Source organism: Sandaracinaceae bacterium (assembly GCA_016706685.1).
GTDB lineage: Bacteria > Myxococcota_A > Polyangia > Polyangiales > Houyiibacteriaceae > JADJJE01.
Genome location: JADJJE010000011.1, coordinates 353,253 through 377,372, shown reverse-complemented (window position 1 = coordinate 377,372; position 24,120 = coordinate 353,253). Strand labels below are relative to the sequence as shown.

The following is a 24,120-nucleotide window of genomic DNA, read 5'->3' as shown; positions in this document are numbered from 1 at the left end:
GCCGACCCGCGTGTTCCCCACGCAAGGGACTCCGCAGCCCAGATACTCGGCGAGCTTGGTGGGCGCGCTGGCGATCTTGGAGTACGCAGGCTTGATGATGGCGGCGCCCACCGTCATGCGCCGGATCAACGCCGGGACGTCTCGGTGTTCCGCCGCCACCAGCTCATATTGGTCGCGCCGGATGCCCGCCGCCGCGAGGGCGCCGGTGATGTACTCGTGCTCGTTGCGGTTCACGATGAGCATGCGCGCGTCTGGGCGGCGCTGTTCTATGGCCCGGTAGAACGCGATGACCTCGTCGAAGAGGTACCAGGTGCCGACCGACCCCACGTACCCCAGCGTGAACTGCCCCTGGGGGGGGTGCTCGGTAGCTGGGCTGAAGCGGTCGAGGTCCGCGCAGGTGGGGATGACGGTCATGTTGACGGGGCAGCTCTGCAGGTATGGAAACGTCGCGATCTCGGTGGCCGACGCATTGGTGAGCGTCACGACGTGGTCCGCCCCCAACAAGAACCGGCGCTCGAGAGCCTTGGCGACTCTGTAGAGCCGCCCGTCCGCAGGCCAGAGGCCGCCGTCGACGCGTTCGTCGGCCCACAGCCCGCGCATGTCGAACAAGAACTTTGCGCGGGTAGCGGCCTGCACCCCGAGCGCCATGAGCGCCGGAACGTACGAGCGTGCGTGAACGATGCCGACGCGCTCTCGTCGTGCAATGCGAATGGCGAGCTGCGTCCCCATCGCGATGTCGAACGCGGTCGCGGGCGCCGATGGTGACTTGTGGTAGGCGAGTGGATACCAGCGAATGTTGGCCGCTGTGAGGCGGCGGCGCATGGCAGTCATGCGCGCGGCGTCCTGGCGGTCAGCCGCCTTCTCGAACGAGATCAGATGGACCGGCCCGCCGTCAGCCAGTTCGGCAAGGTATGCCAAGACCTGACTCTGTCCGAGCGGCTCGAGCATTCCATCGTAGGAGATGTAGAGCACCGGCAGCACGTGACAGGTCTTGTCGCAGAATCGTCGTCGACTCGCAAGTGTAGGCGTCTGTGCGCGCTGCCCTCACGCTTCCCAACTTGCCTGGGGTCGGGAGCGCCTCCATCATCGAGCCGATGTCCAACCTCGACCCCAGCACGGTCGCTTCCTTTGGCGACGAGTGGTCGCGCTTTCAGCAAGATGCGCTCCCCGCCGAGGAGCAACAACGGCTCTTCAACGCCTATTTCTCGGTGTTTCCATGGGACGACCTGCCGAAGGATGCCCGGGGCGCGGACATCGGCTGCGGGACGGGCCGCTGGGCACGCCTGGCGGCGCCGCGCGTAGGTCACCTGACGTGCGTGGACGCGAGCTCCGAAGCGCTGGCCGTGGCCAAGGCGCAGCTGGCGGGCGTTCCAGGTTGCGACTTCGCGTTGGCGAGCGTGGATGAGCTGCCTTTCGAGCCTGGGTCGCTCGACTTCCTGTACAGCCTGGGGGTGCTGCACCACGTACCGTCCACGCCCGACGCCATCAAGGCGTGTGCGCGTGCCCTCAAGCCGGGTGCTCCCCTGCTGCTCTATCTCTACTATCGCTTCGACAACCGGCCCAAGTGGTTCGCGCTCACCTGGAAAGCGTCGGAGCTGCTTCGCAACCGCATCTCGAAGCTTCCTCGCACGGCCAAGGCCGCGGTGTGCGACGTGCTCGCAGCAGGCGTGTACTGGCCGCTGGCGCGGGGGGCTGCGGTCGCCGAGACGCTGGGCGCTGATGTGCATCACGTGCCCCTCTCGGCGTACCGGCACCTGTCGTTCTACACGATGCGCACCGACGCGCGAGACCGGTTCGGCACGCCGCTCGAGCAGCGCTTCACGCGCGACGAGATCCGCTCGATGATGGAGGCCGCCGGGCTCGAGCGCGTGCGCTTCTCCGAGGGCGAGCCCTACTGGTGCGCGGTGGGCTTCCGCCGCGCACCCTGAGGCGTCGCAGGACCAGCGCCGACCGCTCAGGCCTTCCCGTCGTCCTCCGGCAGGTCCGCCAAGTCGAACTCCGTCGACGTCACGTCCAGCACGTCGTCGTCGCCATCCAAGTCCTCGAACTCCTCGTCGTCCAGCTCGAGCAGGTCGCCATCATCGGCCGCCTCCTCGTCGCCCTTCGGCAGCGCGGCCACCTGGCTCTCGGTCATCCCGTCGCCGCCCACGAAGATCCCGTCGTCCGACGGGAAGCTCACGCGGCCGGTGTCGAACGGGTCCATCATGCCTTCGGCCTCGGCCACGGCAGCGGGCGCGGGCTCGGAGTCGTGCTGGGTCACGGAGGTGACCTCGTCGGTGAACTCGGGGGCCGCCGGCATGGGGCGGGGCGGGCAGGGGCGGCGCCGCCGAAGCCCGTGGGGGCAGGGGCGGGGGCGGGATGGAGCGTGAGCTCGGCAGGGGCGGGGCCACGGACGCCCGCGGGGGCGGCGGGGGCATGGGCGGCGGGGCGGCGGCAAAGCCGGGCAGGGGGGGCAGGCCTGGCGCCGAAGCACGGCCGGGAGGGCGCGCCACGGGGGGCAGGGGCGGCGGCGGCACGGAGGCCCGCGGGGGGGGCGGGGCGGCGGCGGCAGGCGGCCGTGGGGGCACCACGGGGGGCGCGGCCACAGGGGGAGCCGGGGGCGGCACGGACGCGGCCCGGGGGGGCGGCGGAGGCGGCGCCGAGGACGCGCGCGGAGGCGGAGGCGGCGCGGAGGACGCGCGCGGGGGCAGCGGCGGGGCGGCAGCGAAGACGCCCGCGCCACGGGGGCGGCGCAGACGGGCGCACGGCGTGGCGGGCAGGGGCAGGGGGGGGGCTCTCGCCAGCCGGGGCGGGCTCGCTGGCGGCCGCGGGCTCTTGCGCATCATCCGGCAGCGCAATGGACGGGTTGGTCAGCTCGGCGGCGTCTTCGGCGGCATCCGGCTGGGTCTTGCGGTCGGTGGACGCCGCATCGGACTCGGTCGCCGTCCCGTCCCCGTCTTCATCGTCATGCGCCAGCGCGGCAGGCACCACCGAGGGCGGCCTGGGCGAGGGCGGGATGGACAGCAGCTCGTCGTCCTCGTCGTCGCCCTCGCTCACGGCGCGCCCGGCGGCCTCGAGGCGTGCCACGGCGGCCAGCGCGTCTTCATCGCGCGAGGCCTCGCGCAGCACCTGCTTCCAGACGTCCAGCGCCTCGAAGCGGTTGTCGAGCGGCCCCTCCCAGATGGCGGCCAGGCGCTTGCGCAGGGCCAGCTTGTGCGCTGCGTCGGTGCTGCGCCGCAGGTCGCCCTCGATGGCCATGGTCAGGTCTTGGTGGCGGTTGGCGGCTTCCAGCGAAGTGAGCAGCGCCTCGCGCGCGGCCACGTTGTGGCTGTCCAGCGTGAGCAGCTGCTGGAACACGTCGGCCGCTTCGCTGTGCTGCCCGCGCGCCACCAACAGCTCGCCGCGGCGGCGGTAGAGCGTGCCCGCCACGGTGGCGTCCAGCGCGTCGTCAATCAGGTCCGACAGCAGCCGGTCCAGCTGCTTCGCGCCCTCGTCACCCTCGGACAGCGCGGCCAGCGCGCGGTAGGCGCCGTCGTCCAGCGGCGCGTTGCGCACGGCCTGCTCCACGGTGGCGCGCGCCTCGGCGGCGTTGCCCAGCTGCTTCAGCAGGTCGGCGGCGCGCAGCAGCGCGGGCACGCCCTTCGGCCCCGCAAACTCGGCGGTCTCGCGGTAGGTGGCAATCAGCGCGCGCCGCAGCGTGTCGCCGCCGGCCGCCTCGTCCATGCCGCGCACCAGGGTCTCAATCTCGCCCAGCGCATCGGCGTTGCCGTGCGCCAGCGACGTGGCCTTGCGCACGTAGCGCATGGCGGCCTCGGCGTCGCCCACCTGGGTGGCGGCGTAGCGCGCGGCCCGCAGCACGGCGGGCACCGCGTCGGCCGGGTTGCTGAACGCGTTGGCGCGCTTGTCCAGCGCCGGCAGCAGGTCCGCTGCGCGCCCGGTGGTGGCGGCCAGCGCCTCGGCCCGCTCGAACAGGGCCTCGTCCGTGGGCGTCAGGCTGATGGCGCGCAGCACGCGGTCGAGTGCGTCGCCCGGGGCCGCGGCCTTGCTCTCCAAGATGCCCGCGTGGCGCAGCAGCAGGGCCACCTTCGCGGTGGGCGTCTCGGCGCGCCGCAGCAGCGTCTCGTACACCTGCTCGAGCCGCGGGTACGCCTCTTGCGCCACCACCATGGCGTCCACTTCGTCCAGCAGCGCCGCGTCGTCCAGGTCGAGCGCAAACGCGCGCAGCAGCGCGTCCAGCGCCTTCGGCCCGTCCTTGGCGTGCTCGGCGTACACGTCGCGCGCCAGCAGCCAGCGCGCCTTCGAGCCCGCGCCGCCGCCCTGTTGGTGCGCCATGCCGGCGTACAGGTCACCCAGCGTGGCCGCGCGCCCGGTGGCCAGCGCCAGCGCGTGCAGGGCCTGCTCGCTCTGCTCGTCGCCCGCCAGCGTGCCCGGCAGCAAGCGCTGGTAGGCGCCCTCGGCGTCGTCCAGCTTCTCGTGGCACACCTTCGCCACCTCACGCGCGTAGCGGTAGGACAGCTTCACGTCGGTGCCGTGCGACACGGCCACCAAGCGGTCCAGCACGTCGCGCTGGTACTCGGGCTGGCCCGTCAGGCCATACACCTCGGCCAGGCCCACCAGCGGCGGCAGGGCCGTGGGCTCAGCGGTGATCCACGCGGTGTACGCCGGCACGGCGCGCTCGGGCGTGGCCAGCGTCTCGCGCGACAGCTTGATGATGCGCTCGGCGATGGGCACCTGCAGGTCGGCGTCCTCGGTGATGGCCATCTGGCGCTCGAGCGCGTCCACCAGGCCCGGGTGGTCCTCCGCGGCCTCGCAGATGGCCACCAGGCGCCGCACGCTGGGCATGTGCTCCGGGTCGGCGTCCAGCGCCGCGCGCAGGGCCGCGGCGGCCTCCTTCTCGCGCCCCAGCTTGTCCAGCAGGCCAGCCTGCTGCACGTACAGCATGCGCAGGCCAATCAGGTCGTCTTCGCTCTCGCCGTCGGCCGTGGCGGCCAGCGCGCCCAGCACGTCGGCCAGCTCGGCCTCGTTGCCTTCGCCCAGCAGCGAGCGCAGCGCTTCCAGCGTCTCGGCGTCGCCACCGGCGTCGTCGCGCACCTTGCGCCAAGCGTTCAGCGCGTCGGCCTCGCGGCCGGGCAGGGTGGTGAGCATGCGCGCGATCACGCGGCGCAGCTCCGCCTGGCGAGCCGGGTCGGTCTCGAGGCGCAGCTTGTCCTGCATGAGCGCCACCCACTGCTCGGAGCGGCCCGCGCGCGTGTACAGCGGCGCGATGGCGTCCATGGCGGCGGCGTCCTGCGGGTCGAGCCGCAGCGCGTGCTCCAGGTGCGTGATGGCCTGCGCTTCGTCGCCCAGGCGCACGGCGCACAGGTCGGCCACGCGCCGCAGCAGGGCCCCGCGCGTGGCGTCATCGGTGGCCAGGTCCACGCGGCGCAGCAGCGTCTCCACCTGCCGGTCGTGCCGGTCGAGGCGCGTGTTCACGCGCTCCATCACGTCGAGCGCAAGCGGCTCGGTGGGTGCCAGCGCGGCCCACTGGCTGGCGGCGTAGTGCGCGTCTTCGTCTTGATTCAGGCGCGTCTCGCAGATCTGCGCCAGCGTGGCCCACGCGCTCACGCGCGCGTCGTGCGTCTCGCCCTCGTCTTGCCCGCGCTGCTTGAGCAGCGGCAAGAGGCTCTGCCACGCCTCGCGCGCGGTCATCAGGTCAATCAGCTCGGACCGCACGGCGGCGTCGTTGGGGCGAATGCCGCGCAGCGCGTTCAGCGCCACGATGCTGGCCTCGTCGTCGTGCCGCATGTCGCGGTGCACGCGCGCGATGCGCCGCAGCAGGGCCGCCTGCGCCTTGTCGTCGGTCATGTGGCCCAGCTGCCGCTCCAGCAGCTCCACCAGGTCGTCCCAGCGCCCGGCCTTCTCCAAGAGGCGCAGCAGCTCCACGCGCGGCTGCGTCTCTTGCGGGCCAGCGCGGCGATGGCGCGCCAGGCACCCACGGCGCCGTCCACGTCACCCAGCTCGGCCTCGCACAGCTGCGCCACCTGGTGCAGCAGCTCCACGCGCCGCGGCGTCTCCACGCCGGGGTTGCTGGCGCCCGAGTGCAGCAGGTCACGCGCGCCGGACAGGTCGCCCGCGCCGCGCCGAATCTGCACCAGCATCTCGATGGCCACGGCGTTGCTGGGGTCCAGCGCCAGCAGCTCGGTGGCCGTGATCTCGGCGCGCTCGAGGTTGCCCGCCGCGTGGAACTTCTTCACGCGCTCTTGCATGCGCGGGAGGCGCTCGTCCATGGGCAGCGCGGCCATGGAGATGGACAGCGCGCGCTCGGCGTCGTCATCGCGGCCCGCGTCGCGGTACAGGCGCACCAGCGCTTGCGCGGCGTCCACGTCACCCAGCGTGAGCAGCGGCTCGAGGCAGTTGATGGCGTCCTTGGGCTGGCCCGCCTCCACGTAGGCGGTGGCCAGGTCGTGGCGGCGGCGGCGCGCGCCCGGCCCGTCTTCGGCGGTGGCCACGAAGCCCACCCAGCGCGCGGGCAGCAGGTCGCCCCGGTTGTGCTCGGCGGCCAGGCGCTCCAGGTAGTCGAGCGCGGGCTCGAAGTCCGGCGCGGCGTCTAGCGAAGCGCAGGCATAGGCCAGCGCGTGCTCGCCGCCCAACAGCTGGGCCAGCTGGAAGAGCAGGTCGGCGGCCTCACGGCGCTCGGCGTCGGCGTCTGGTCCACCCGCCGCGGCGTGCTCGAGGCGCAGCGTGGCCAGCTCGTGCAGCACGCTCGCGTCATCGGGCACAATGCGCAGGGCTTCTTGCAGCGACGTGATGGCGCCCGCGAGATCGTGCGCGTGCTCGCGGCGAATGCTGGCCAGCTCGCGCAGCAGGCCCACGCGGCGCGCGGCGTCGGGCTCGGCGTTGGCCTCCAGCTGGTAGAGCGGAATGGCGGCCTTCAGGTTGCCGGCCTCGCGGTAGATCTCGCGCGCGGCGTAGATGGCCGACACGCGCGTGGGGTCCAGCTCGAACGCGGCGCGGTAGCTGGCCACGCCCTTGTCGGCGCGCTGGAAGTGCTCGAGCCAGATGCCCGCCACCTTCTCGTGCAGCTCGGCGATGACGCGCGGCTCACCCTGCAAGCGCGTGAGGGCCTTGATGCGCCGCTCGTACAGGTCGATGAGCCGGCGCGCTTCGCCCGTGTGCTGAAACAGCTTCTCGAGCCGCGCGGTGGCGTCGGCGTGCGTGGGCTGCCGCTCGAGCGCCTGCTCGTACACCGCGATCGCGCGCGGGATGTCGTTCACGTAGCGCGCGATGAGATCGGCCGCTTGCACGAAGGCGGTGGCCGCCGAGCCGTGGTCTTGGGTGCGCCCGGCCCACCCCACCAACAAGTTCGCGAGCGACGCGTGATCACCAATGCGGTGATAGTGCGCGCGGAGCTCGGCGAACGCAGCAGGGTCCTCGGGGTTGGCCCGCAGGCGGGCGATGAGCTCCTCGGCGCTTCCAGTCATGGAGGCGAGACGGTATCACGAGCGCGCCCCCGCAAAGCTAGCTTTGTCCGACACCAGTGTAGCTTTCCCTTCATGGGGGTGACCTGGCATGGCGTGCCAAGCGCCCGGAGGTCATAACCCGGCGATGCACCCCGAGGCCGACCCGATCGCCTGGTTCGTGAGGCTCCACCGCGAGGCCGCGCAGAGCGAGAGCTTCGAGCCCGACCGCGCGGCCCTGGCCACCGCCAGTGACGCCGGCGTGCCGTCCGTGCGCTTCGTGCTGGTGCGCGACGTGAGCGAGCAGGGCTTCGTGTTCTACACGCACCGCGACAGCCGCAAGGGCCGCGAGCTGGCCCGTGGCGTGGCGGCGCTGGCCTACCACTGGTCCTCGACGGGCGTGCAGGTGCGCGTGGAGGGCCGCGTCACGGAGGCCCCCGACGCCGTCAGCGACGCCTACTTCGCCAGCCGCCCGCGCGGCAGCCAGGTGGGCGCCTGGGCCTCTCCGCAGAGCCAGGAGATCCCCGACCGCGCAGCCCTCGCGGCCCGCGTGCAAGAGGCCGACGAGCGCTTCGCCGCAGGCCCCGTGCCGCGCCCCCCGCGCTGGGGCGGCTACCGCCTGGTCCCGAGCACCATCGAGCTCTGGTTCGCCGACGCCGACCGCCTGCACGACCGCTTCGAGTACACGCGCACCGCTGCCGGCTGGTCCATGCGCCGCCTCGCGCCCTGAGTTCTGTTCTTCGTCGTTGCAGTCTTCAGCACGGGGAGGCTATCCTACGTAAGGTTTGACCAGCGTTCCGAAAGTCCGAGAGGAAAGCGTGTCCCGCCTCGCCGATCTAAGCACCGTGCAGTCCGCCCTCCACCAAGCCGGTGTGGAGGTGTACCGCACCGAAGACCAAGAGATTCACATCGCTGAGCGCGTGCGGTTCCACATCATGGACTCGGGCGTTCGGCTTCGGCTCCGAGACCACGCGCGCGTGTCGTTCACGGCCCGCACGCAGCGCTCGGACTTCCCCAACGAGATGGCCGAGCAGCTGTTCGACCGCGTCCGCAGCATGGTGGGCGAGAGCGCCGGAGCCCGCGGCTACGCGGAGGCGGACGCCAAGACCGTGAAGGTGCTGGACCCGGTCGACGACTCGCGCGTCCTCGATGTCTGGCACGAGGTCACGTACGAGAAGGACACCGGCGAGATCTCGGACATCATTGATGAAATCCGCTGGGCGCTGAGCGTGGACAAGTACGTCTCCTCCTGAGCGAACCCATGGTCACCGGAGCCGTCCCAAGGACCCTGGCCGACTCTCGCTGGGCCGGAAGCGGCTTGTATCAAGGCACTTGGGCGCCCCGGCTTGAAAGCCGGGGCAGCGGGACCTTCGCCTGGCTTCGGGGACAAGTCCTCCCTCCAAGGGAGGACTCAGCCTCGGAAGCGGGTAAAGTGTTGAGCCTCGAGATCATCTGCTGGGCGAGATCCGAGCTGCTTACTCATCGATTAGTCGTTCCAAGGCGGGTGGGTTTGGCAAGTCACGACCAACCATGAGGCCTTCGAGGCCTCGACGGGCCCCAAACCCTCCACAGCCAGCCACCTCGAGCTCCTCTAGTCCACCCAAGCTGAGTCCTCCCTCGGAGGGAGGACTTGTCCCCGGAGCGAGGCCCAGGACCCGCTGCCCCGGCTTTTCAAGCCGGGGCGCCAAAAGTGGCTTGAAATAAGGCCCAGAACGGAACCTGCAGAATCCACTCGGCCTCGGACTGCCCCGACGAACTTGTGATGAGTCGATAGCCGTCGCCGTCGCCGTCGCCGTCAACGCCCACGCCCACGTGAAGTGGCCGCATGCCCAGGGAGGGGCCTGGGTTGCGCACCGGCACCCTTCGACCCTACACCCCCCCGATGCACACCGTTCTGTACGTGGGCGCGCCGCTCGATGACGCGCGGGCTCAGGACCTCCTGCTGATGCGCGAGGGGGCCCGGCGCGCGGGGGATGGCGCCTTCATCTACCAGCGGCCCGGCGGCACGCTGCGCTTCTACACGGTGAGCGACCCGGGTGTGGCCATGCGGGTGCTGGCCGAGCAGTCCGTGGACGCGCTGGTCATCGACACGCGCGAGCAGCCGCTCACGGGCGACGTGGACAGCCCCAGCCAGCAGGGGCCCTTCGCGCTCACCCGCGCGGGGCAGCTCTTGGCGCGCCTCTTCCCGGACGATGAGCTGCACGCAGCGGTGCAGCGCGACCGGGTCATCGGCATCGTGGGGCGGGGCGGGGCCGACGCCGCATTCCACTTCGGCACGTATCGCCTGCGCGCGGTGCTGGACCGGCCCAACCTGGACGCGCTCGAGGCGCAGATCGCGCTGCAGACCGAGCGCCTGCGCGCCGGCAAGGTGGCCATCTGCCTGGCGGGCGGGGGCGTGGAGGGCCTGTTCTACGAGATTGGCGTGCTGCGCGCGCTCGAGTCGTTCCTGGTGGACCGCGCCATCGTGGACTTCGACCTCTTCTGCGGCATCAGCGCCGGCGCGCTCATCGGCTGCATGTTGGCCAACGGCGTGGGCCCCGACGAGATTGGCCGCGGCCTGGCCGGGGGGCGGGCCCGTGTCGACCCGATTCGCCGCTCCGACATCTTCGATCCCAACTTGAAGGAGCTGGGGCCTCGCGTGGCCAGGGCCGCCTCCGAGCTGGTGCGCGGCGGTGAGGGCCCGCGTGGCGCGCTCTCGTCGGTGTTCCGCGCCGTGCCCGGGGGCATCTTCGCGGGCGACAAGCTGCGCGACTACCTGGAGCGGCACCTCACGCGCCCGGGCATGCGCAACCACTTCGATGACCTGCGCCGGCCGCTGTTCGTGGGGGCCACGGACCAGGACACCTCGCAGGCGGTGGTGTTCGGCGAAGAGGGCTTCCGCCACGTGCCCGTGCACAAGGCCGTGCGGGCCTCGGCCGCGCTCGTGCCGTTCTACGCGCCGGAGCGCATCGACGGGCGCTACTACATCGACGGCGCCTTCACGCGCACCACCAACATGCGCGTGGCCGTGCGGCAGGGCGCCACCATGGTCATCCTGATCGACCCGCTGGTGCCGGTGTTCTCGGACACGGCCGGTCACGTGCACTCCCGCGGCGGCGTCTACTCCACCATGCAGGGGCTCAAGGCGCTCATCAACGGGCGCTTCGACAAGGCCGTGCGGTCCATCCGCGAGATGCACCCCGAGGTCAGCTTCTACCTGTTCCGCCCCTACGGCGACGAGATGCGCATCCTGGGTGGCTCGCCCATGAAGTACTTCTACCGGCGCGAGGTGGAGGACGTGGCCTACCGCAACACGGTGGACAAGATCCGCACGTCGTACGACGACCTGCAGCGCGACTTCGGGCGGCACGGCATCACGTTCCGCGACCCGGAAGAGGCCAGCACGCAGCGTGGCGTCATCACCAGCGCGGGGGTGTCGCGCGCGCAGCTGGGCATCGGGCTGTAGTGGCTGGGCGCAGTGGTGTTGACAAGTTGACGATGGGCCGTTGAGGGGCACCCCGGCTGAAGCCGAGGGCAGCAAACCAGGCCTGGGCGACCTGAAAGTCCGCCCCTGCGGGTCGGACTAGATGGCCGCGAGTCGGTGCTGTTCTACCAAGGGTACTTGGACACATTCAGTCCGCCCTTCGGGCAGGCTGGGTGGTCGACAATGGGGTGCGTTCGACCAAGGATGGCCGGACGCAGTGTCTGAGTACCCTTGGTAGGGCATACCCTGCTGTCAGCCATCTAGTCCCCGCTAGGGGACTTTATGCCTCGCCCAAGCCTGGCCCAGGAGGTGAAAGTCCCCCTTAACACCGCCGCCAGCTCACGGCAGCCGGGTCAGCATCTCTTCGATGGTGGCCTGCGTCTGGACGCCTGCCAGGGCGGCGCGCGGCACGCCGTCGGCATCCAGCAGCACGAAGGTGGGCACCCCCAGCTGGCCGAGCGCGGTGGTGCCCTGGCTGATGGCGTCGTCGGGGTCGAACGCGGCCTCGAACGGCGGGCTGAGCGCGGTCACCCAGGCACCCACGAACTGGCGCGCGTCGGGCTGCACGGCCACCGCCACCACGCGCACCTCGGGGTGTGCCTCGGCAAAGGCGCTCAGCGGCATGACGTTGGCCTGGCTGGCCACGTCGTAGGTGGCAAAGAAGAAGAGCAGCACGGGGCGCCCACGCATCTCGCCCACGAACATGAGCGCGCCGTCGGGCTGGGCCAGCGTGAGCTCGAGCGCGCCCTCCACGGCGGGGCGCTCCTCGGGCGTGTCCTCGCTGACGGGTTCTTCGCCGCCGGCTGCCTCTTCGGGATCGTCTTGCCGCCCGTTGGGGTGACGCGCGTTGGTGCCGCCGCCGCACGCACCCCCGAGGGCGCTCGCCAGCAGCACCGTGGCCAGCCACAGGCCAGCCGCGCCGCGTCCCCGCACGCTCACTTGGTGGACTGCCCCGTGAAGTAGTCGTCGCGGTCCGCGAACAGCACGTTGAACGTGGTGAGGCTGCCGTAGCAGGCCGTCACGTACTGCTGCATCTGCACCTTCTCGTCGTCGGCCAGGTTGTCCGAGTTGTTGATCTTCTGCTCGAGCACGCGGAGCTTCTCGCGCACCAGCACGATCTTCTTGAAGAACACGTCCATGGGCACGCTCTTGCTGGCCACGCCGTCGCGCCCGGGCTTGAGCTCCACCTCGCCCCCGCGCCAGCGCTCACCGAGCGCCACGTCGCGCACGCCCAGCTCCTCCAGCAAGACCTCGCGCAGCACCTGTTTGAATTCGGCTTGGTCCATGTCGATTCCAATCTCCTTGGGGATGCTCGGCCGTTGCTCGGGCTCGTAGCTGACGCCGTCGGCGCCCTTGCCACCGCTGCTGCCTGCGCGCGGCCCACGCCGCACGGGCTCACCGGCCACGCGCTTGCGGGCCAGCGCACCCGCGAACGACTGCCCAATGGGCTTGTGGCTCGAGCACGTCATGGTGTCGGACAGCGGCGAGGGCCAGCAGCCCAGGCGACACTCTCCGCTGGCGCGGCCGCTGTCGTCGCGCCGCAGCGCCACGAAGAATCCACACGTGCCGCAGCGTCCGGTGAGGTCGCGTTCGCTCATCGAGCGGGGAGGGTAGCAGCGTTCGGGCGGAGCCGGCCATCCTCCATCTCGTAGAGCACGTCGAACACGTCGAGCGCGCGGTGGTCGTGGGTGACCACCAGCACCGCCGCGCCGCGCTCGTGCGCGACCTTTCGGAACAGCTCCATGACGCTTCGGCTGCGAACGCTGTCGAGTGCGGCGGTCGGTTCGTCCGCGAGGATCAACGACGGTTCGTTCGCCAGGGCTCTGGCGATGGCCACGCGCTGCTGCTCGCCGCCGCTGAGCATCTCGGGGTACGAGTGCTCCCGGCCCGCGACGTCCAGGTACTCGAGCAGCTCACGAGCGCGCTTTCGGCCGTCGGTCTTGCCACCGAACTCGCACGCGATCTCCACGTTCTCCCGCGCGGTGAGGAACGACGTGAGGTTCGCCTTCTGGAACACGAAGCCGAGGTGACGCCTGCGCAGGTAGGCAAGGTCTGCCAGCGGAACGCCGTCCTTCACGACGAGGCGCCCCCCGAAGAACACCTCACCCGTATCGGCGGGCGAGACGAAGCCCAAGGCCTTGATGAGCGTGGACTTGCCCGACCCGCTGGGCCCGAGCAGCGCGGCCACCGTCCCGCGGGGGATCGTGAGGCTCACGTGGTCCAGCGCCTTCACGGTGGCCGGGCCCGTCCCGTAGGTCTTGCTCAGCTCCACCGCGCGGACGGCGTCTTCCATGGTCAGCCCTCCAGCGCGACCGACGGGTCGATGCGCATGACGTGGTTCAGGCCGAGGATGCTGGCGAGGGTGACGATGGCCATCGTCGCGATGGGCGCCACGATAGAGATGGCCTCCGTGATGAGCACCCGGCGCGGGAACATCGGATAGGCAAGCTCGCCGATGACGAAGGCCACTGCATAGCCGAGCGCACCCAGCAGCCAGGCCTGCTGGAGCACCAGCCCGAGGAGGCGGGAGCCGGGCGCCCCCATGAGCTTGAGGACTGCGAGATCGTGCGTCTTCTCGAGCGTGAGGTTGTACATGATCATCATGATGATCACGGCGGCCGTGAGCGTGAGGATCACGGTGAAGAGCCCAATCTGCATGCGCGCCCGCTGCACCACGCCACCGAGCAGCAGCGCCTCCTCCTCGCCCTGCGAGTAGACGCTGACGTCGCCCCAGCTGCGCATGACCTCCCGCACCTCGGCGATGCGATGCGGGTCCGCCTCGACGAGCACCGCCGCCACCGGGGGCGACGCCAGCGCCGGCGAGCGCCAGCGCGGGTCCGTGGCGAGCTCCTCGAGAGCCGGCTGCCCGCGGCCGATGTCCGTGCTCCGCAGGCGCGCCACCACGCGCTCACGCTCCAGCATGGCGGCCTCCGCGGGCTGGTCGAACGCGATGAGCTCGGCGTCGGCCACGCTCACGAAGGCGACGGACTCGCCACCAGAGGTGAGCGCGTTGCTCGTGAGCCCCACCACGCGGTACGGCTCGCCCGCGAACACGAGCGACTCCCCGATGCCCAGCCCGAGGGAGGCATCCACGATCATCTCGCCGTGGGGCTGCTGCAGACGTCGCCCGCGCACCAGGGGCAGCGAGCGCCCCGGGTCGTCCGGCCAGCCGAGCCCCACGAGCGCGATGCGCATCACGGCAGAGCGGTGGTCGCGCTGAATGAGCTGGTAGGTGTAGGGGCGCGCGCTGCGAACGCCCGGCACCGCCGCGGCTCGCGCCTCCACGCTCGGGTCGAGGCGCGAGCCCTCCGCGAACGGCCCGCGCGTGTCGCGCTGAACGAGCCACAGGTCGGCGTGCATCGCCCGGGTCAGGATGGTGGCGTCGTCGACCATGCCGGCGTAGATGCCCTGCATCGCGACCACCACGCTCAGGAGCAGGCCGAGCCCCGCGGCAGTGCCCATGAACCGGCCGAGGTGCCGGCGAACGTCGCGGAGGGCCAGGTTCACGGTGCCACCCAGCGCCGCCCGACGGGGAGGGTGGCGGCCACACTGGGCGCAGCCAGCACGGCGTCGCCCTCCGCGAGCCCCTCGAGCACCTCGACGTGGTCCTCCCCGGTGAGGCCGAACGTCGGCCGGACCAGCGCGATTCGGCCGTCGCGGTCCGCGTACACGAAGGCACCCTCGGCGTCGTGGTGGAGCATCCGAATGGGAAGTCGCAGGGCATCCTCGCGGCGCGCGACTTCCACCCGCACGTCGGCGCGCTGGCCGATGGCGATGCGTCGCTCCAGCTGGTCCGGCGTGACCTCCACCAGCAGCTCGTGGGTCTGCCGGTCGGCCTCCCAGGAGATTCGGCTCACGCGGCCGGGCACGGACCCCTCCGTGCCCGGGAAGAAGATCGCGGCGGGCTGATCCGTGGCGAGCAGCGGCAGCATGGTCTCGTCCACCGCGGCGTTGACGTACACGCGGTGGGTGTCCACCACGCGCAGCACGGTCGAGCCCACGGTCACGGTGTCTCCCGGTTCGCGCAGCCGGCGTGTCACCAGCCCATCGAAGGGCGCCAGCAGCGTGGCGCGCACCATGGCCACCCGGCGTTGCTCGGCGCCGCCGGCGGCCACGTCGATGCCACGGGTCGCCTCGGAACGCTGAGCCAGAACGCGATCGAGCTCGGCGCGCGCCACGCGCAGGCGGTCGCGCGCCTCGTCGAGCTGCTGAGCCGGCGCGGCCCCAGGTCGAAGAGGGCCAGCGAGCGCGCGGCCTCGCGGTCGGCCGTGGCGAGCAGCGCCCGTGCGCGCTCTTCCTCGGCCGCGATGCGATGCAGCGAAGCGCGCGCCGCACCGATGCCGGTCTGCGCGGATCGCAGGTCCGCTTCGGCCTGGTCCGTCTCGAGGCGCGCGAGCTCCTGGCCGAGGGTGACGCGGGCGCCCTCATCCACGAGCACCTCGCTGAGCCGGCCCACCAGGTCGAACCCCACCGCGGCTTCGCGCTGGCTCTCGATGGTCCCGCGTCCGAACGCTTCCTGCGTGATGGTGCCGCGGTCGATGCGAACGACCTCCACGCGGACGGGCGACCACACCCGGAACCACGCGACCAGCAGCCCGACCGCGACCAGCACGATGAGCCACAGGCCGCGGCGCAGGATGCCGAGCGCTCGCCGGAAGAGGGTGGAGGCAGCCGCGGTGTTCATGGGGAACTCTTTCTGCTCGGCTTGGGAGCGACAGCGGGCGAACGAAGGAGCGCCAGCAGGCTGCCCAACACCGCGCGTGCCTCGGCATCACGCTGCCGAGCCTTCGAGGGAGCCAGCGCCAGCATCTGCACGGTGCCCATCACGATGGGTGCGAGCGTCTCGGCGGGCAGGTCGGTGCGCAGCACTCCAGCGCGCTGGCCATCGCGCACGCACGTGAGCACGAACGCGCGCGTCTTCTGCACGCACGCTGCCAGGCGCGCCGAGCTGCTCTCCGGAAGCGCGAGCAGAAACTGCTCGGACAGGACGAGCCGCAGGATGCCGAGCTGATGGCCCACGGCGGTGCTTCGGGCCTCGATGAAGCGCTCGAGGCGCTCCACAGGGGGGAGCGTCGCCGGCGGGTACGTGGACTCGAGAACCGCTTCCACGCGCCCCACCACAGCTTCCAGCAGCGCTTCGAGCGACGCAAAGTGCCGGAAGATGGCACCGGACGAGAGCCCCACCTGCGCCGCGAGGCTGCGCGTGCTCAAGGCCGCGATGCCCTTGGTCGCGATGATGTGCAGCGCGGCGTCGGTCAGCTCGACCTGTCGATCCTCGGACTTGCGGCGCTCGACCATACGTAAGAGAGTAAGTGCTTACTTGCATGCGCGCAAGCGTGCGTGCGGTCTCATCTCGCCCGGGGGGCAATTCACCTTGCTGCAAGGCACAATGGGCACCCCCGGCTGGAAGCCGGGGGCAGCAAACCAGGTGGCTGATGGGCATAAAGTCCCCCGCCTTTCGGCGGCGGACTACGTGGCTACCAGCAGGGTTTGCCCTACTGAGGGTACCCAGACACTGCGTCCGGCCAACCTTGGTAGAACACACCCTGCTGTCGATCAGGCAGTCCGCCCCAGGGCGGACTTTCGGCAGGTCCAGGCCTGGTCTGCTGCCCCCGGCTTCCAGCCGGGGGTGCCCATGGAACCTTGCTGCAAGGCGAATAGGGCCCCTAGCAAGATGTGTCGAATCATCAGGCTCGAGCCGGGGGTGCCCACGATGCCTTGCAGCAAGATGAATCGCACCACCGCCGGCCGCGCTCTTCGAGAGCCTTACTCCCGCCTATCCCGCCGCCGCGCGAGCGCGTTGCGCGCCACCACGATGAGCAGCGCCAGCAGCGCCAGAGCGGGTCCGAGCCGCCGCCACAAGAAGCGGCTGGTCATCCAGAAGCGCCAGGGGGCCTCGCCGCCGATCACGCCGCGCGGGGTTCCGTCGGCGCACACGAAGGGCTGGCCGCGCCGCAGCGTGCACTGCTCGAGCGGGCTTCCGTCCATGCGCGTCACCTGCAGGGTCAGCTGCCCAGCGTTCGCGTCCAAGCACAGGAAGTGGTACTCGGGGACATAGGCCAGCTGGCCCGCGCGCCGGTGGTTGATCTCGTAGAGCGGCGAGCCGCCCCCGCCGCTCACGATGTAGTGCAGGCCGTCCACCGTGCCGCGCTCGTAGGTGTGGTCGTGGCCGCCGAACACCAGGTCCGCGTGCTCGCGCGCCGCGGCCTCGAGCGCCTCGCGCAGCGGCATGTGGTCTTCGTGCAGCGACCCGCTGAACATGGGGTGGTGCGCCAGCAGCAAGATGAAGTCGTCCGGGTGTGCGGCCCGCAGCGAGGCCAGCTGCTCGCGCGCCCAGGTCAGCTGCGCCTCGTCGTCGGGCCAGTCGGTGTTGGTGTCCAGCACCACCAGGTGCAGCGGCCCGAAGCGGCGCACGTAGTAGGCCTGCTCGCCGAAGGCGCGCCCGAAGAAGCGCTGGTAGTGCGGGCGCCCGGTGTCGTCGGGCAGCAGCTCGTGGTTGCCCAGCACGAACAGCAGCGGCACCTCGCGGGCCAGCGGCGCGACGCTCTCGAACGGCGCCAGCCACTCCTCGAGCTCGCCGCCCTCGGTGGCGAAGTCTCCCAGGTGGACCACCGCCTCGGCGGGGTGTTGGGCGAGCGTGCGCCGCAGGGCCGCGACCACCTTCCGGTGCTCGGGCTCCCCCGAGCGGCTGTCGCCGTAGAGGCAGATGCGCGCGTCGGTGCGGTCGTGTGTGCGCGGCGTGCGGAACGTGCCGCGGTGGTCACGCCGGTCGGGGCCCAGCACCCGCACCGCGTAGGCGTACTCGGTGTCCGGCAGGAGGCCCTCGAGCCGCAGCAGGTGGTGGGCCACGGCGGGCGACGGGACCACGCGCTCGCCCTCGGGCCCGGTGAGCGTGACCTCGGCCGCGCGCGCCGCGTCCAGCTCGAACATCAGCACCACGCTGTGGGGCTGCGGGTCCAGCAGGTAGGGCTCGGTCCGGAAGACCGCCTCGGCGCGCGCCCACGCAGGCATCAGCGTGAGCAGAACCAGGACCGCGAGCGCGGGCATTCGAGGGGGGCAGGCCATCGTCGTCCAGCCTGCTATAACGTGCCCCTTCGAGGCTGTCTCTCATGGAAGAAAAGAAGTTGGACCAACCCATTCGCGTCGCGGTCATCGGGGGCTCGGGCTACACGGGCGCAGAGCTCATGCGTCTCCTGCTGGGGCACCCGCGCGTGCAGGTCACGCTGGTCACCGGGCAGAGCAAGGCCGGCCAGCCCGTGTCCGATGTTCTCCCCAGCCTGGCGGGCATCTACCCGGGGCTCATCGAGTCCTATGACGCCGACGAGACCGCGCGCCGCGCCGACGTGGCGTTCTGCGCGCTGCCGCACGGGGCCAGCGCCGGCATCGTGTCCGAGCTGCGCGACCGCGGGCTGGTGGTGCTGGACCTCTCGGCCGACTTCCGGCTCAGCGACCCCGCCGTGTACAAACGAGGCGCTGCGCACCGCAGACCTCATCGCCGTGCCGGGCTGCTACCCCACCAGCGCCAACCTGGCGCTCGCGCCGCTGCTGAAGGCGGGCCTGGTGGAGCCGCACGGCATCATCGTGGATGCCAAGAGCGGCGTGTCCGGCGCGGGCCGCACGGCGCTGCCCAGCACGCACCTGCCCGAGACGGCCGAGGGCTTCCGCGCCTACAAGGCAGCTGCCCACCGGCACACGTCGGAGATGGAGCAAGAGCTCGCGCGCGTGGCCGGCGTGGACCTGCGGGTCACGTTCGTGCCGCACCTGCTGCCCATGACGCGCGGCATCCTGGCCACCTGCTACGCCACGGCCAAGGGCGGCGTCACCGCAGCCGACTGCACCGACGCGGCGCGCGGCCTGTACGAGGGCAGCCCCTCGGTGGTGGTGCGCGACCCGGGCGTGCACCCCGACACCCTCTGGGTGCGCGGCAGCAACCGCGCCCACGTGGCCTACGTGGTGGACAAGCGCGCCGGCCGCGTCATCGCCATGTGCGCCATCGACAACCTGGTGAAGGGCGCCTCGGGCCAGGCCATCCAGGCGTTCAACGTGCGCTTCGGCCTCGACGAGGGCGAGGGTCTGCGCGCGCCTGCGATGTGGCCGTGACCGACGTAGCCCCGCCCGACGTGCATCGCCCGATTGCCAGCGTGCCCGAGCGCGACACCTACCGCGTGCTGCACTTCAGCGACGTGCACCTCGAGAACGGCTTCGGCCAGGTGCCGGCGCGCGAGTTCATGAACAAGCGCATGCTGGGCTTCGTGAACCTGGCGCTGCACCGGCGCCCGCGCTTCAAGCTGGCCGAGCTCAAGGTGCGCGCGTTGCCGGAGTTCATCGCGCGCGAGGGCGTGCAGATCTCGCTCTGCACAGGGGACTACACGGCCTTCGGCACCTGGCCCGAGCTGCGCTTCGCGCGGCAGGTGGTGGACAGCGTGGTGCAGGCGTCGGAGGCCTTCGTCACCGTGCCCGGCAACCACGACCTGTACATGCCGGACACGCTCGAGGACGGGCGCTTCGACCAGCTCTTCGGTGACCTGATGACCAGCGACCTGCCGGAAGTGGCGGGCGAGGACGGCTGGCCGCGCGTGCGGTTCTTCGGGGAGCACCTGGCCATCATCACGTTCAACAGCGCACGCCCCAACCCGAGCATCCGCTTCTCGAGCGGGCGCATTCCGGACGAGCAGCTCGAGGCGCTGTCGGTGGCGCTCCAGCACCCGCGGCTGAACGGGCGCTTCCTCATGCTGGCCACGCACTATGCGGCGCGCTTGGCCCACGGCGGTCCCGACTCGCTGCGCCACGGGCTCATCAACGCCGACGACCTGCTGGAGCGCGTGAAGGTGGTGGAGCGTGGCGCCCTCTGCCACGGCCACATCCACGACCTGTACCACGTGCGCGAGCCCGGTGTGGCGGTCGACCTGTGCTGCGCGGGCAGCGCCACCTATCGAGGCCGCGAGGGCATCTGGGTCTACGACATCGGCAAAGAGGAAGCGTTTGCCACGCCCGGCATCTGGACGGGGCAGCGCTACGAGCTGGATCCCGCGCGGAAGGTCCACCTCAACGTGCTCCAGTAGGCCTCTGTGCCGAAAAGTGTGTGTATGTAGGATAAGGTCGTATGCTGCCCGTGACCCCAGCCACGAGGTGCAGCCGTGATCCAGACCGTCGAAGTTCTCTCCGCCCGCTCCGAAATCCGCCGCCACGTCGACATGGCGTGCGAGCTCGTCTCCGACATGTGGGACGTGCCCATCGAGCACCACGTCTCCGACCTGAGCTCGCAGGGCATGTGGCTCACGTGCGACTACCCGCTGCACGTGGGCGAAGAGGTGGTGGTGCAGCTCACGCCGCCGGCGCGTGACCCCGCTGGCCGCGCGCCGCTGTTCTTCTTCGGCCGCGTGTGCCGTGTGGAGATCCACCGCCGCGCCAACGAAGAGAAGAAGGCCGGCATGGCCATCCAGTTCATCCACGACTCGGACATCGAGGCCGAGCGCCTGGCTCGTGCGCTGGTGGGCATCCCGCCCAAGCTGCGCGCACCCCGGCCGGCGCCGCGCGAGTGCGTTTGGGTGGACGAGCTGAACTGACGGAGCGCAGGCTCGGGGGGATGGCCACGCGCACCAACCCCGAGCTCACGCAGCCCGTCGACCTCTGCCTGCCCAACGGCGCCCTCGACCCGGCTGCGCGCGGGCACACACGGCGCCCGCTGCATCGTCCCAACCTGCGTGGCTGGGGGCGGACGAAGCGCTGGGAGTACTGGGGCCTGATCACGCCCACGCACGTCATCGGGCTCACGCTCTCGAGCCTGGACTACCTGGCGCTGCACGAGTGCTTCGTGCTGGACCGGCGCACGGGCGTGGAGCGCTCGCAGCCCATGATCGCGCCCCTGGGCCTGGGCGCCGTGCTGCCGGACACGCTGCCGCCGCTGCACGCGTGGGGCAGGGCACCGGGGGTGCGCGTGGACTTCCGCGAGGACGCGGCCGGCACGCAGCTCTCCGCGCGCATCGGCGGCGTGGAGGTGGAGGCCTTCGTGGACGCGGCCGGCGACATGCTGGGCGTGGTGGTGCCGTGGAGCGAGCGGCAGTTCCAGTACACCGTGAAGGCCCCCGCGCGCCCTGTTTCAGGCGTGCTGCGCGTGGACGGGGTCACGCACGCCATCCCCGCCGGCGAGTCCTGGGCCGTGCTCGACCGAGGCCGCGGCATCTGGCCCCACCACATCGTGTGGAACTGGGCCGCGGGCAGCGGCGTGGTGGCCGGCAAGCGCATCGGGCTCCAGCTGGGCGCCAAGTGGACCGAGGGCACGGGGGCCACCGAGAACGCGCTCTTCGTGGACGGCGTGATGAGCTACCTGCCCGACGAGGTGGCGTGGCGCTACGACACCCGCGCGTGGGACCGGCCGTGGAGCATGCAGGGCGAGCGCTTGGACGTGACGCTCACGCCGTTCCACGTGCGGCACGCCGGGATGAACCTGGGGCTGCTCGGGTCGGAGGTGCACCAGGCGTTCGGGACGTGGCGCGGGTGGATGAGTGACAGCGCGGGGGTGCGGCACTCGGTGGATGGGCTGGTGGGGTGGGCGGAGCAGGCCGAGAACAAGTGGTGAAGCCCTGACGGCGCTGGTCATCCGCAACCCGGGCGGCGCAGAGGGCGCTGTGTCCACGTGAGCGTGGGCGTTGACGGCGACGGCGACGGCTATCGACTCATCACAAGTTCGTCGGGGCAGTCCGAGGCCGAGTGGATTCTGCAGGTTCCGTTCTGGGCCTTATTTCAAGGCACTTTTGGCGCCCCGGCTTGAAAAGCCGGGGCAGCGGGTCCTGGGCCTCGCTCCGGGGACAAGTCCTCCCTCCGAGGGAGGACTCCAGCTTGGGTGGACTAGAGGAGCCTCGAGGTGGCTGGCTGTGGAGGGTTTGGGGCCCGTCGAGGCCTCGAAGGCCTCATGGTTGGTCGTGACTTGCCAAACCCACCCGCCTTAGAACGACTAATCGATGAGTAAGCAGCTCGGATCTCGCCCAGCGGATGATCTCGAGGCTCAACACTTTACCCGCTTCCGAGGCTGAGTCCTCCCTTGGAGGGAGGACTTGTCCCCGAAGCCAGGCGAAGGTCCCGCTGCCCCGGCTTTCAAGCCGGGGCGCCCAAGTGCCTTGATACAAGCCGCTTCCGGACCAGCGAGAGTCGGCCAGGGTCCTTGGGCCGGCTCCGGTGACCATGGGCCGACCTTGTGATGAGTCGTTAGACGGCGACGGCGACGGCGACGGCGACGGCGACGGCGACGGCGCTCCCTTTGGAGATCCACCGTGTGCGGCCAAGCTCGATGTTGGCGTCTCGGCGCTCTCGGTCTCCATGGTGACCAAGGTCGTCTCGTTGGCGACGCGGGTGTCCGTCGCCGTCGCCGTCGCCGTCGCCGTCGCCGTCAACGACAACGACAACGACAACGACAACGACAACGACAACGAAGAGGGGATGCTAGCCTCGCGCAATGCGTGACCCCCTCGACCCGCGCCCCGACGTCCACGACTTCGACGCGTGCCTGGCGCGCTCCGCCGAGAGCGTGCGCCAAGCCCAGAAGCTGGGCGCCGCGCTGTTCACCGAGGGCGACGACACCGCCGAGGCCGCCACCCACGCCCTCGACCGCGCCATCCGCGCGCTGGCCGAGGCCCGCACCGCCGTCTCGTTCGCCGCGGTTCGCCGGCGGCTGCAGCTGGGCTTCGGCGACGTGGCCGCGCTCGACCCCGCGGAGATCCTAGAGGTCATGGACCTGGCCAACGTGCCCAGCCTGGTGGTGCACGTGGACCGCCGCGCCCAGCTGCGCGTGGGCGAGGGAGGCCTCGCCAGCTGGACCCTCACCCGCGGCATGAGCGAAGAGGCGCTGGCCACCGCCGTGGCCGAGATGAAGGAGCACCTGCCGGACTTCCTGAAGACCGTGTGAGGCCCGCGCGGTTTCCACGCTCGAGGGTCTAGGCGGCGCGCGTCGCGGGACTCCGTGTCCCCCCACCCACCGGAGGAGTCCCAAGCCTGCCAATCGAGCGCACCACGAGGAATTCGTCCGAGGCCATGTAGCGAATGGCCCAGGTCGTTCCGAGCGGTCCGTTCGTAATACCCGCCGACAGGCGGCTCGTCCCCCGGTCCAGCGGCCACGGGAGCGCGATGGCTACGCGCAGGAGTTCGACCTCGCGTGACACCCGCAGCCAGTCCGGACGGTTTTCCTTCTGCAGCTGCGTCAGCTGCAGCATCACGCGCCGCGTCAGCTTGAGTACGCGGTTGGATCTCTCAGCCAACGGAGTGCGGGCTCCCCTTCGAGCGCAATCTCATCGAGTTCGTCGGCCGCGTCGTGCACGAGCGCGGCCTCGCTTCCGCGAGTGGACGGATCGCCGAAGCGGAGGTGCTCCGCTTCCCGGGCGGCATAGTAGGCCTCGAACGCGGCCTTCGCGGCGAGGTCTGAAGCTGCCTGAAGCGCCTGCGGAGTGGCGAGAGTGGCGACGCTAGGCTCGAGGCACTCGCAACAGATGCCGTGAATGAGGACGCTCATCTGGTGTCGCTGGGCCAAGCTGCTGTCCACCGCAGCGTGTTGGTCTTCGAGGGGAGCGAACCCCCGCGCGAGCTCGAGGGAGTCGTCGATGGTCTCCTGCGCGAACTCCAGCTCCTCGAGCAACGAGGCCCCGCCAATGGCCTCGATGTGGACACGGAAGCCGCTGGCGTGCGTGTCGCCCACCTGGAGGCTGAGCCCGTGCTCGTCCGCCAGCACCTCAATCGCATGGGCCGTCTTGATGTACTCAGGGAGCACGGTCAGCAGCAATTCTTGGAACGCTAGCTTCGTCTGTGCGGCCAGCAGTGGCGTGTACACCAAGCGAACGCGACGCTCGAGCACGCCACGAATCTGGGAGTCCAGGGCTTCCACCCGCGCAAGGTCGCGCCGCCGGTAGACGCCCGTCCCGGCGTCCCAGCGCGCTTCTCCGCTGAGGTCCAATGCCCAGTCACTCATGCGCAAAGTGTAGGGCGCGATGTGCCGTGCTTCAACCGTGGGGGGGCGAGTGGCCAAGCGAGCCCGTGAAGAGCGCCTCCCCCAAATGCAAAACGCGCCCCGAGAGGCGCGCCATGCAACCTGCCACGAGGCAGGGTTTCCAGATTGGTACGGGCTTCCGGGCTCGAACCGGAGACACTCGCCATGTAAAGGCGATGCTCTACCAACTGAGCTAAGCCCGCATGTGGCCCCAGGTATGAGGCCTCCCCCCGACTTGCGCCAGGGGGGTTCTCGTCGCGACCGTGGCG

The 24,120-nt window shown here is 70.9% G+C and carries 21 protein-coding genes, 1 tRNA gene and 1 pseudogene; 10 read left to right on the top strand and 13 right to left on the bottom strand.

Annotated features, from left to right (window positions below; translation table 11 throughout):
- Window positions 1–972 (bottom strand): glycosyltransferase (locus IPI43_15000; GenBank protein ID MBK7775412.1); only part of this gene is annotated, 972 nt, incomplete at its 3' end.
- Between the two features lie 122 nt (window positions 973–1,094).
- On the opposite strand from IPI43_15000, the gene IPI43_14995 reads away from it, so the two are divergent.
- Window positions 1,095–1,928: a class I SAM-dependent methyltransferase gene (locus IPI43_14995; GenBank protein ID MBK7775411.1), complete on the top strand. Its 834-nt coding sequence runs from the start codon at window positions 1,095–1,097 to the stop codon at window positions 1,926–1,928.
- A 26-nt stretch (window positions 1,929–1,954) separates the two neighbouring features.
- On the opposite strand, the gene IPI43_14990 is transcribed toward IPI43_14995, so the two are convergent.
- From IPI43_14990 to IPI43_14980, 3 genes are read right to left on the bottom strand one after another with little or no spacing between them, the layout of a single operon-like run.
- Entirely contained in the window at window positions 1,955–2,299 is a 345-nt protein-coding gene (locus tag IPI43_14990) for a hypothetical protein (protein MBK7775410.1), read from the bottom strand.
- A complete protein-coding gene (locus IPI43_14985) occupies window positions 2,257–5,901 on the bottom strand; it encodes a hypothetical protein (GenBank protein ID MBK7775409.1) in 3,645 nt (1,214 codons plus the stop codon). The genes IPI43_14990 and IPI43_14985 overlap by 43 nt, the downstream gene beginning before the upstream one ends.
- On the bottom strand, window positions 5,820–7,439 hold the full coding sequence (locus tag IPI43_14980) for a hypothetical protein (GenBank protein MBK7775408.1): 1,620 nt from the start codon (window positions 7,437–7,439) through the stop codon (window positions 5,820–5,822). Before IPI43_14980 ends, IPI43_14985 begins: the two co-directional genes overlap by 82 nt.
- 124 nt (window positions 7,440–7,563) lie before the next feature.
- Between IPI43_14980 and pdxH the strand changes: the two genes are divergently transcribed.
- The 3 genes from pdxH (at window position 7,564) to IPI43_14965 (ending at window position 10,860) form a co-directional block, all read left to right on the top strand.
- The gene (gene pdxH, locus IPI43_14975) at window positions 7,564–8,145 is read left to right on the top strand and encodes a pyridoxamine 5'-phosphate oxidase (GenBank protein MBK7775407.1); all 582 of its coding nucleotides are present in this window, start codon (window positions 7,564–7,566) and stop codon (window positions 8,143–8,145) included.
- 88 nt (window positions 8,146–8,233) lie between these two features.
- A complete protein-coding gene (locus IPI43_14970; protein ID MBK7775406.1) occupies window positions 8,234–8,668 on the top strand; it encodes a hypothetical protein in 435 nt (144 codons plus the stop codon).
- Between the two features lie 629 nt (window positions 8,669–9,297).
- A complete protein-coding gene (locus IPI43_14965; protein ID MBK7775405.1) occupies window positions 9,298–10,860 on the top strand; it encodes a patatin-like phospholipase family protein in 1,563 nt (520 codons plus the stop codon).
- A gap of 357 nt (window positions 10,861–11,217) precedes the next feature.
- Here IPI43_14965 and IPI43_14960 read toward each other — a convergent pair whose 3' ends face one another.
- The 7 genes from IPI43_14960 to IPI43_14930 form a co-directional block, all read right to left on the bottom strand.
- Window positions 11,218–11,811 (bottom strand): TlpA family protein disulfide reductase, encoded by a 594-nt coding sequence (locus IPI43_14960; protein MBK7775404.1) that lies wholly within the window; start codon window positions 11,809–11,811, stop codon window positions 11,218–11,220.
- Window positions 11,812–11,813: 2 nt separating this feature from the next.
- Window positions 11,814–12,476 (bottom strand): hypothetical protein, encoded by a 663-nt coding sequence (locus IPI43_14955; GenBank protein ID MBK7775403.1) that lies wholly within the window; start codon window positions 12,474–12,476, stop codon window positions 11,814–11,816.
- Window positions 12,473–13,171 (bottom strand): ABC transporter ATP-binding protein, encoded by a 699-nt coding sequence (locus IPI43_14950; protein ID MBK7775402.1) that lies wholly within the window; start codon window positions 13,169–13,171, stop codon window positions 12,473–12,475. Before IPI43_14950 ends, IPI43_14955 begins: the two co-directional genes overlap by 4 nt.
- Window positions 13,172–13,173: 2 nt before the next feature.
- Window positions 13,174–14,385 (bottom strand): ABC transporter permease, encoded by a 1,212-nt coding sequence (locus IPI43_14945; GenBank protein ID MBK7775401.1) that lies wholly within the window; start codon window positions 14,383–14,385, stop codon window positions 13,174–13,176.
- Window positions 14,382–15,056 carry an efflux RND transporter periplasmic adaptor subunit gene (locus tag IPI43_14940; protein MBK7775400.1) on the bottom strand — a complete coding sequence of 225 codons (675 nt, stop codon included), beginning with the start codon at window positions 15,054–15,056 and terminating at the stop codon, window positions 14,382–14,384. Before IPI43_14940 ends, IPI43_14945 begins: the two co-directional genes overlap by 4 nt.
- 502 nt (window positions 15,057–15,558) lie before the next feature.
- The gene (locus IPI43_14935; GenBank protein ID MBK7775399.1) at window positions 15,559–16,176 is read right to left on the bottom strand and encodes a TetR/AcrR family transcriptional regulator; all 618 of its coding nucleotides are present in this window, start codon (window positions 16,174–16,176) and stop codon (window positions 15,559–15,561) included.
- A 468-nt stretch (window positions 16,177–16,644) separates the two neighbouring features.
- Window positions 16,645–17,889 carry a metallophosphoesterase gene (locus tag IPI43_14930; protein MBK7775398.1) on the bottom strand — a complete coding sequence of 415 codons (1,245 nt, stop codon included), beginning with the start codon at window positions 17,887–17,889 and terminating at the stop codon, window positions 16,645–16,647.
- Window positions 17,890–17,987: 98 nt separating this feature from the next.
- Here IPI43_14930 and IPI43_14925 point away from each other — a divergent pair.
- The 6 genes and pseudogenes from IPI43_14925 to IPI43_14900 all read left to right on the top strand — a co-directional run bounded on the left by IPI43_14925 (window position 17,988) and on the right by IPI43_14900 (window position 22,780).
- Window positions 17,988–18,978 (top strand): annotated as a pseudogene (locus tag IPI43_14925) (N-acetyl-gamma-glutamyl-phosphate reductase).
- Window positions 18,975–19,940, top strand: coding sequence for a metallophosphoesterase (locus IPI43_14920; protein MBK7775397.1), 966 nt, complete (start codon window positions 18,975–18,977; stop codon window positions 19,938–19,940). The pseudogene IPI43_14925 and the gene IPI43_14920 overlap by 4 nt, the downstream one beginning before the upstream one ends.
- Before the next feature lie 75 nt (window positions 19,941–20,015).
- Window positions 20,016–20,444: a PilZ domain-containing protein gene (locus IPI43_14915; protein MBK7775396.1), complete on the top strand. Its 429-nt coding sequence runs from the start codon at window positions 20,016–20,018 to the stop codon at window positions 20,442–20,444.
- Window positions 20,445–20,464: 20 nt separating this feature from the next.
- Window positions 20,465–21,457 (top strand): DUF2804 domain-containing protein, encoded by a 993-nt coding sequence (locus tag IPI43_14910; GenBank protein ID MBK7775395.1) that lies wholly within the window; start codon window positions 20,465–20,467, stop codon window positions 21,455–21,457.
- 602 nt (window positions 21,458–22,059) lie between these two features.
- On the top strand, window positions 22,060–22,338 hold the full coding sequence (locus IPI43_14905) for a hypothetical protein (GenBank protein ID MBK7775394.1): 279 nt from the start codon (window positions 22,060–22,062) through the stop codon (window positions 22,336–22,338).
- Window positions 22,331–22,780 (top strand): hypothetical protein, encoded by a 450-nt coding sequence (locus IPI43_14900; GenBank protein MBK7775393.1) that lies wholly within the window; start codon window positions 22,331–22,333, stop codon window positions 22,778–22,780. The genes IPI43_14905 and IPI43_14900 overlap by 8 nt, the downstream gene beginning before the upstream one ends.
- Window positions 22,781–23,095: 315 nt before the next feature.
- Here the strand turns inward: IPI43_14900 and IPI43_14895 are convergent, their stop codons facing one another.
- Entirely contained in the window at window positions 23,096–23,833 is a 738-nt protein-coding gene (locus tag IPI43_14895) for a hypothetical protein (GenBank protein ID MBK7775392.1), read from the bottom strand.
- Window positions 23,834–23,978: 145 nt separating this feature from the next.
- Window positions 23,979–24,054, bottom strand: a tRNA-Val gene (locus tag IPI43_14890).
- Between the last annotated feature and the right edge of the window lie 66 nt (window positions 24,055–24,120).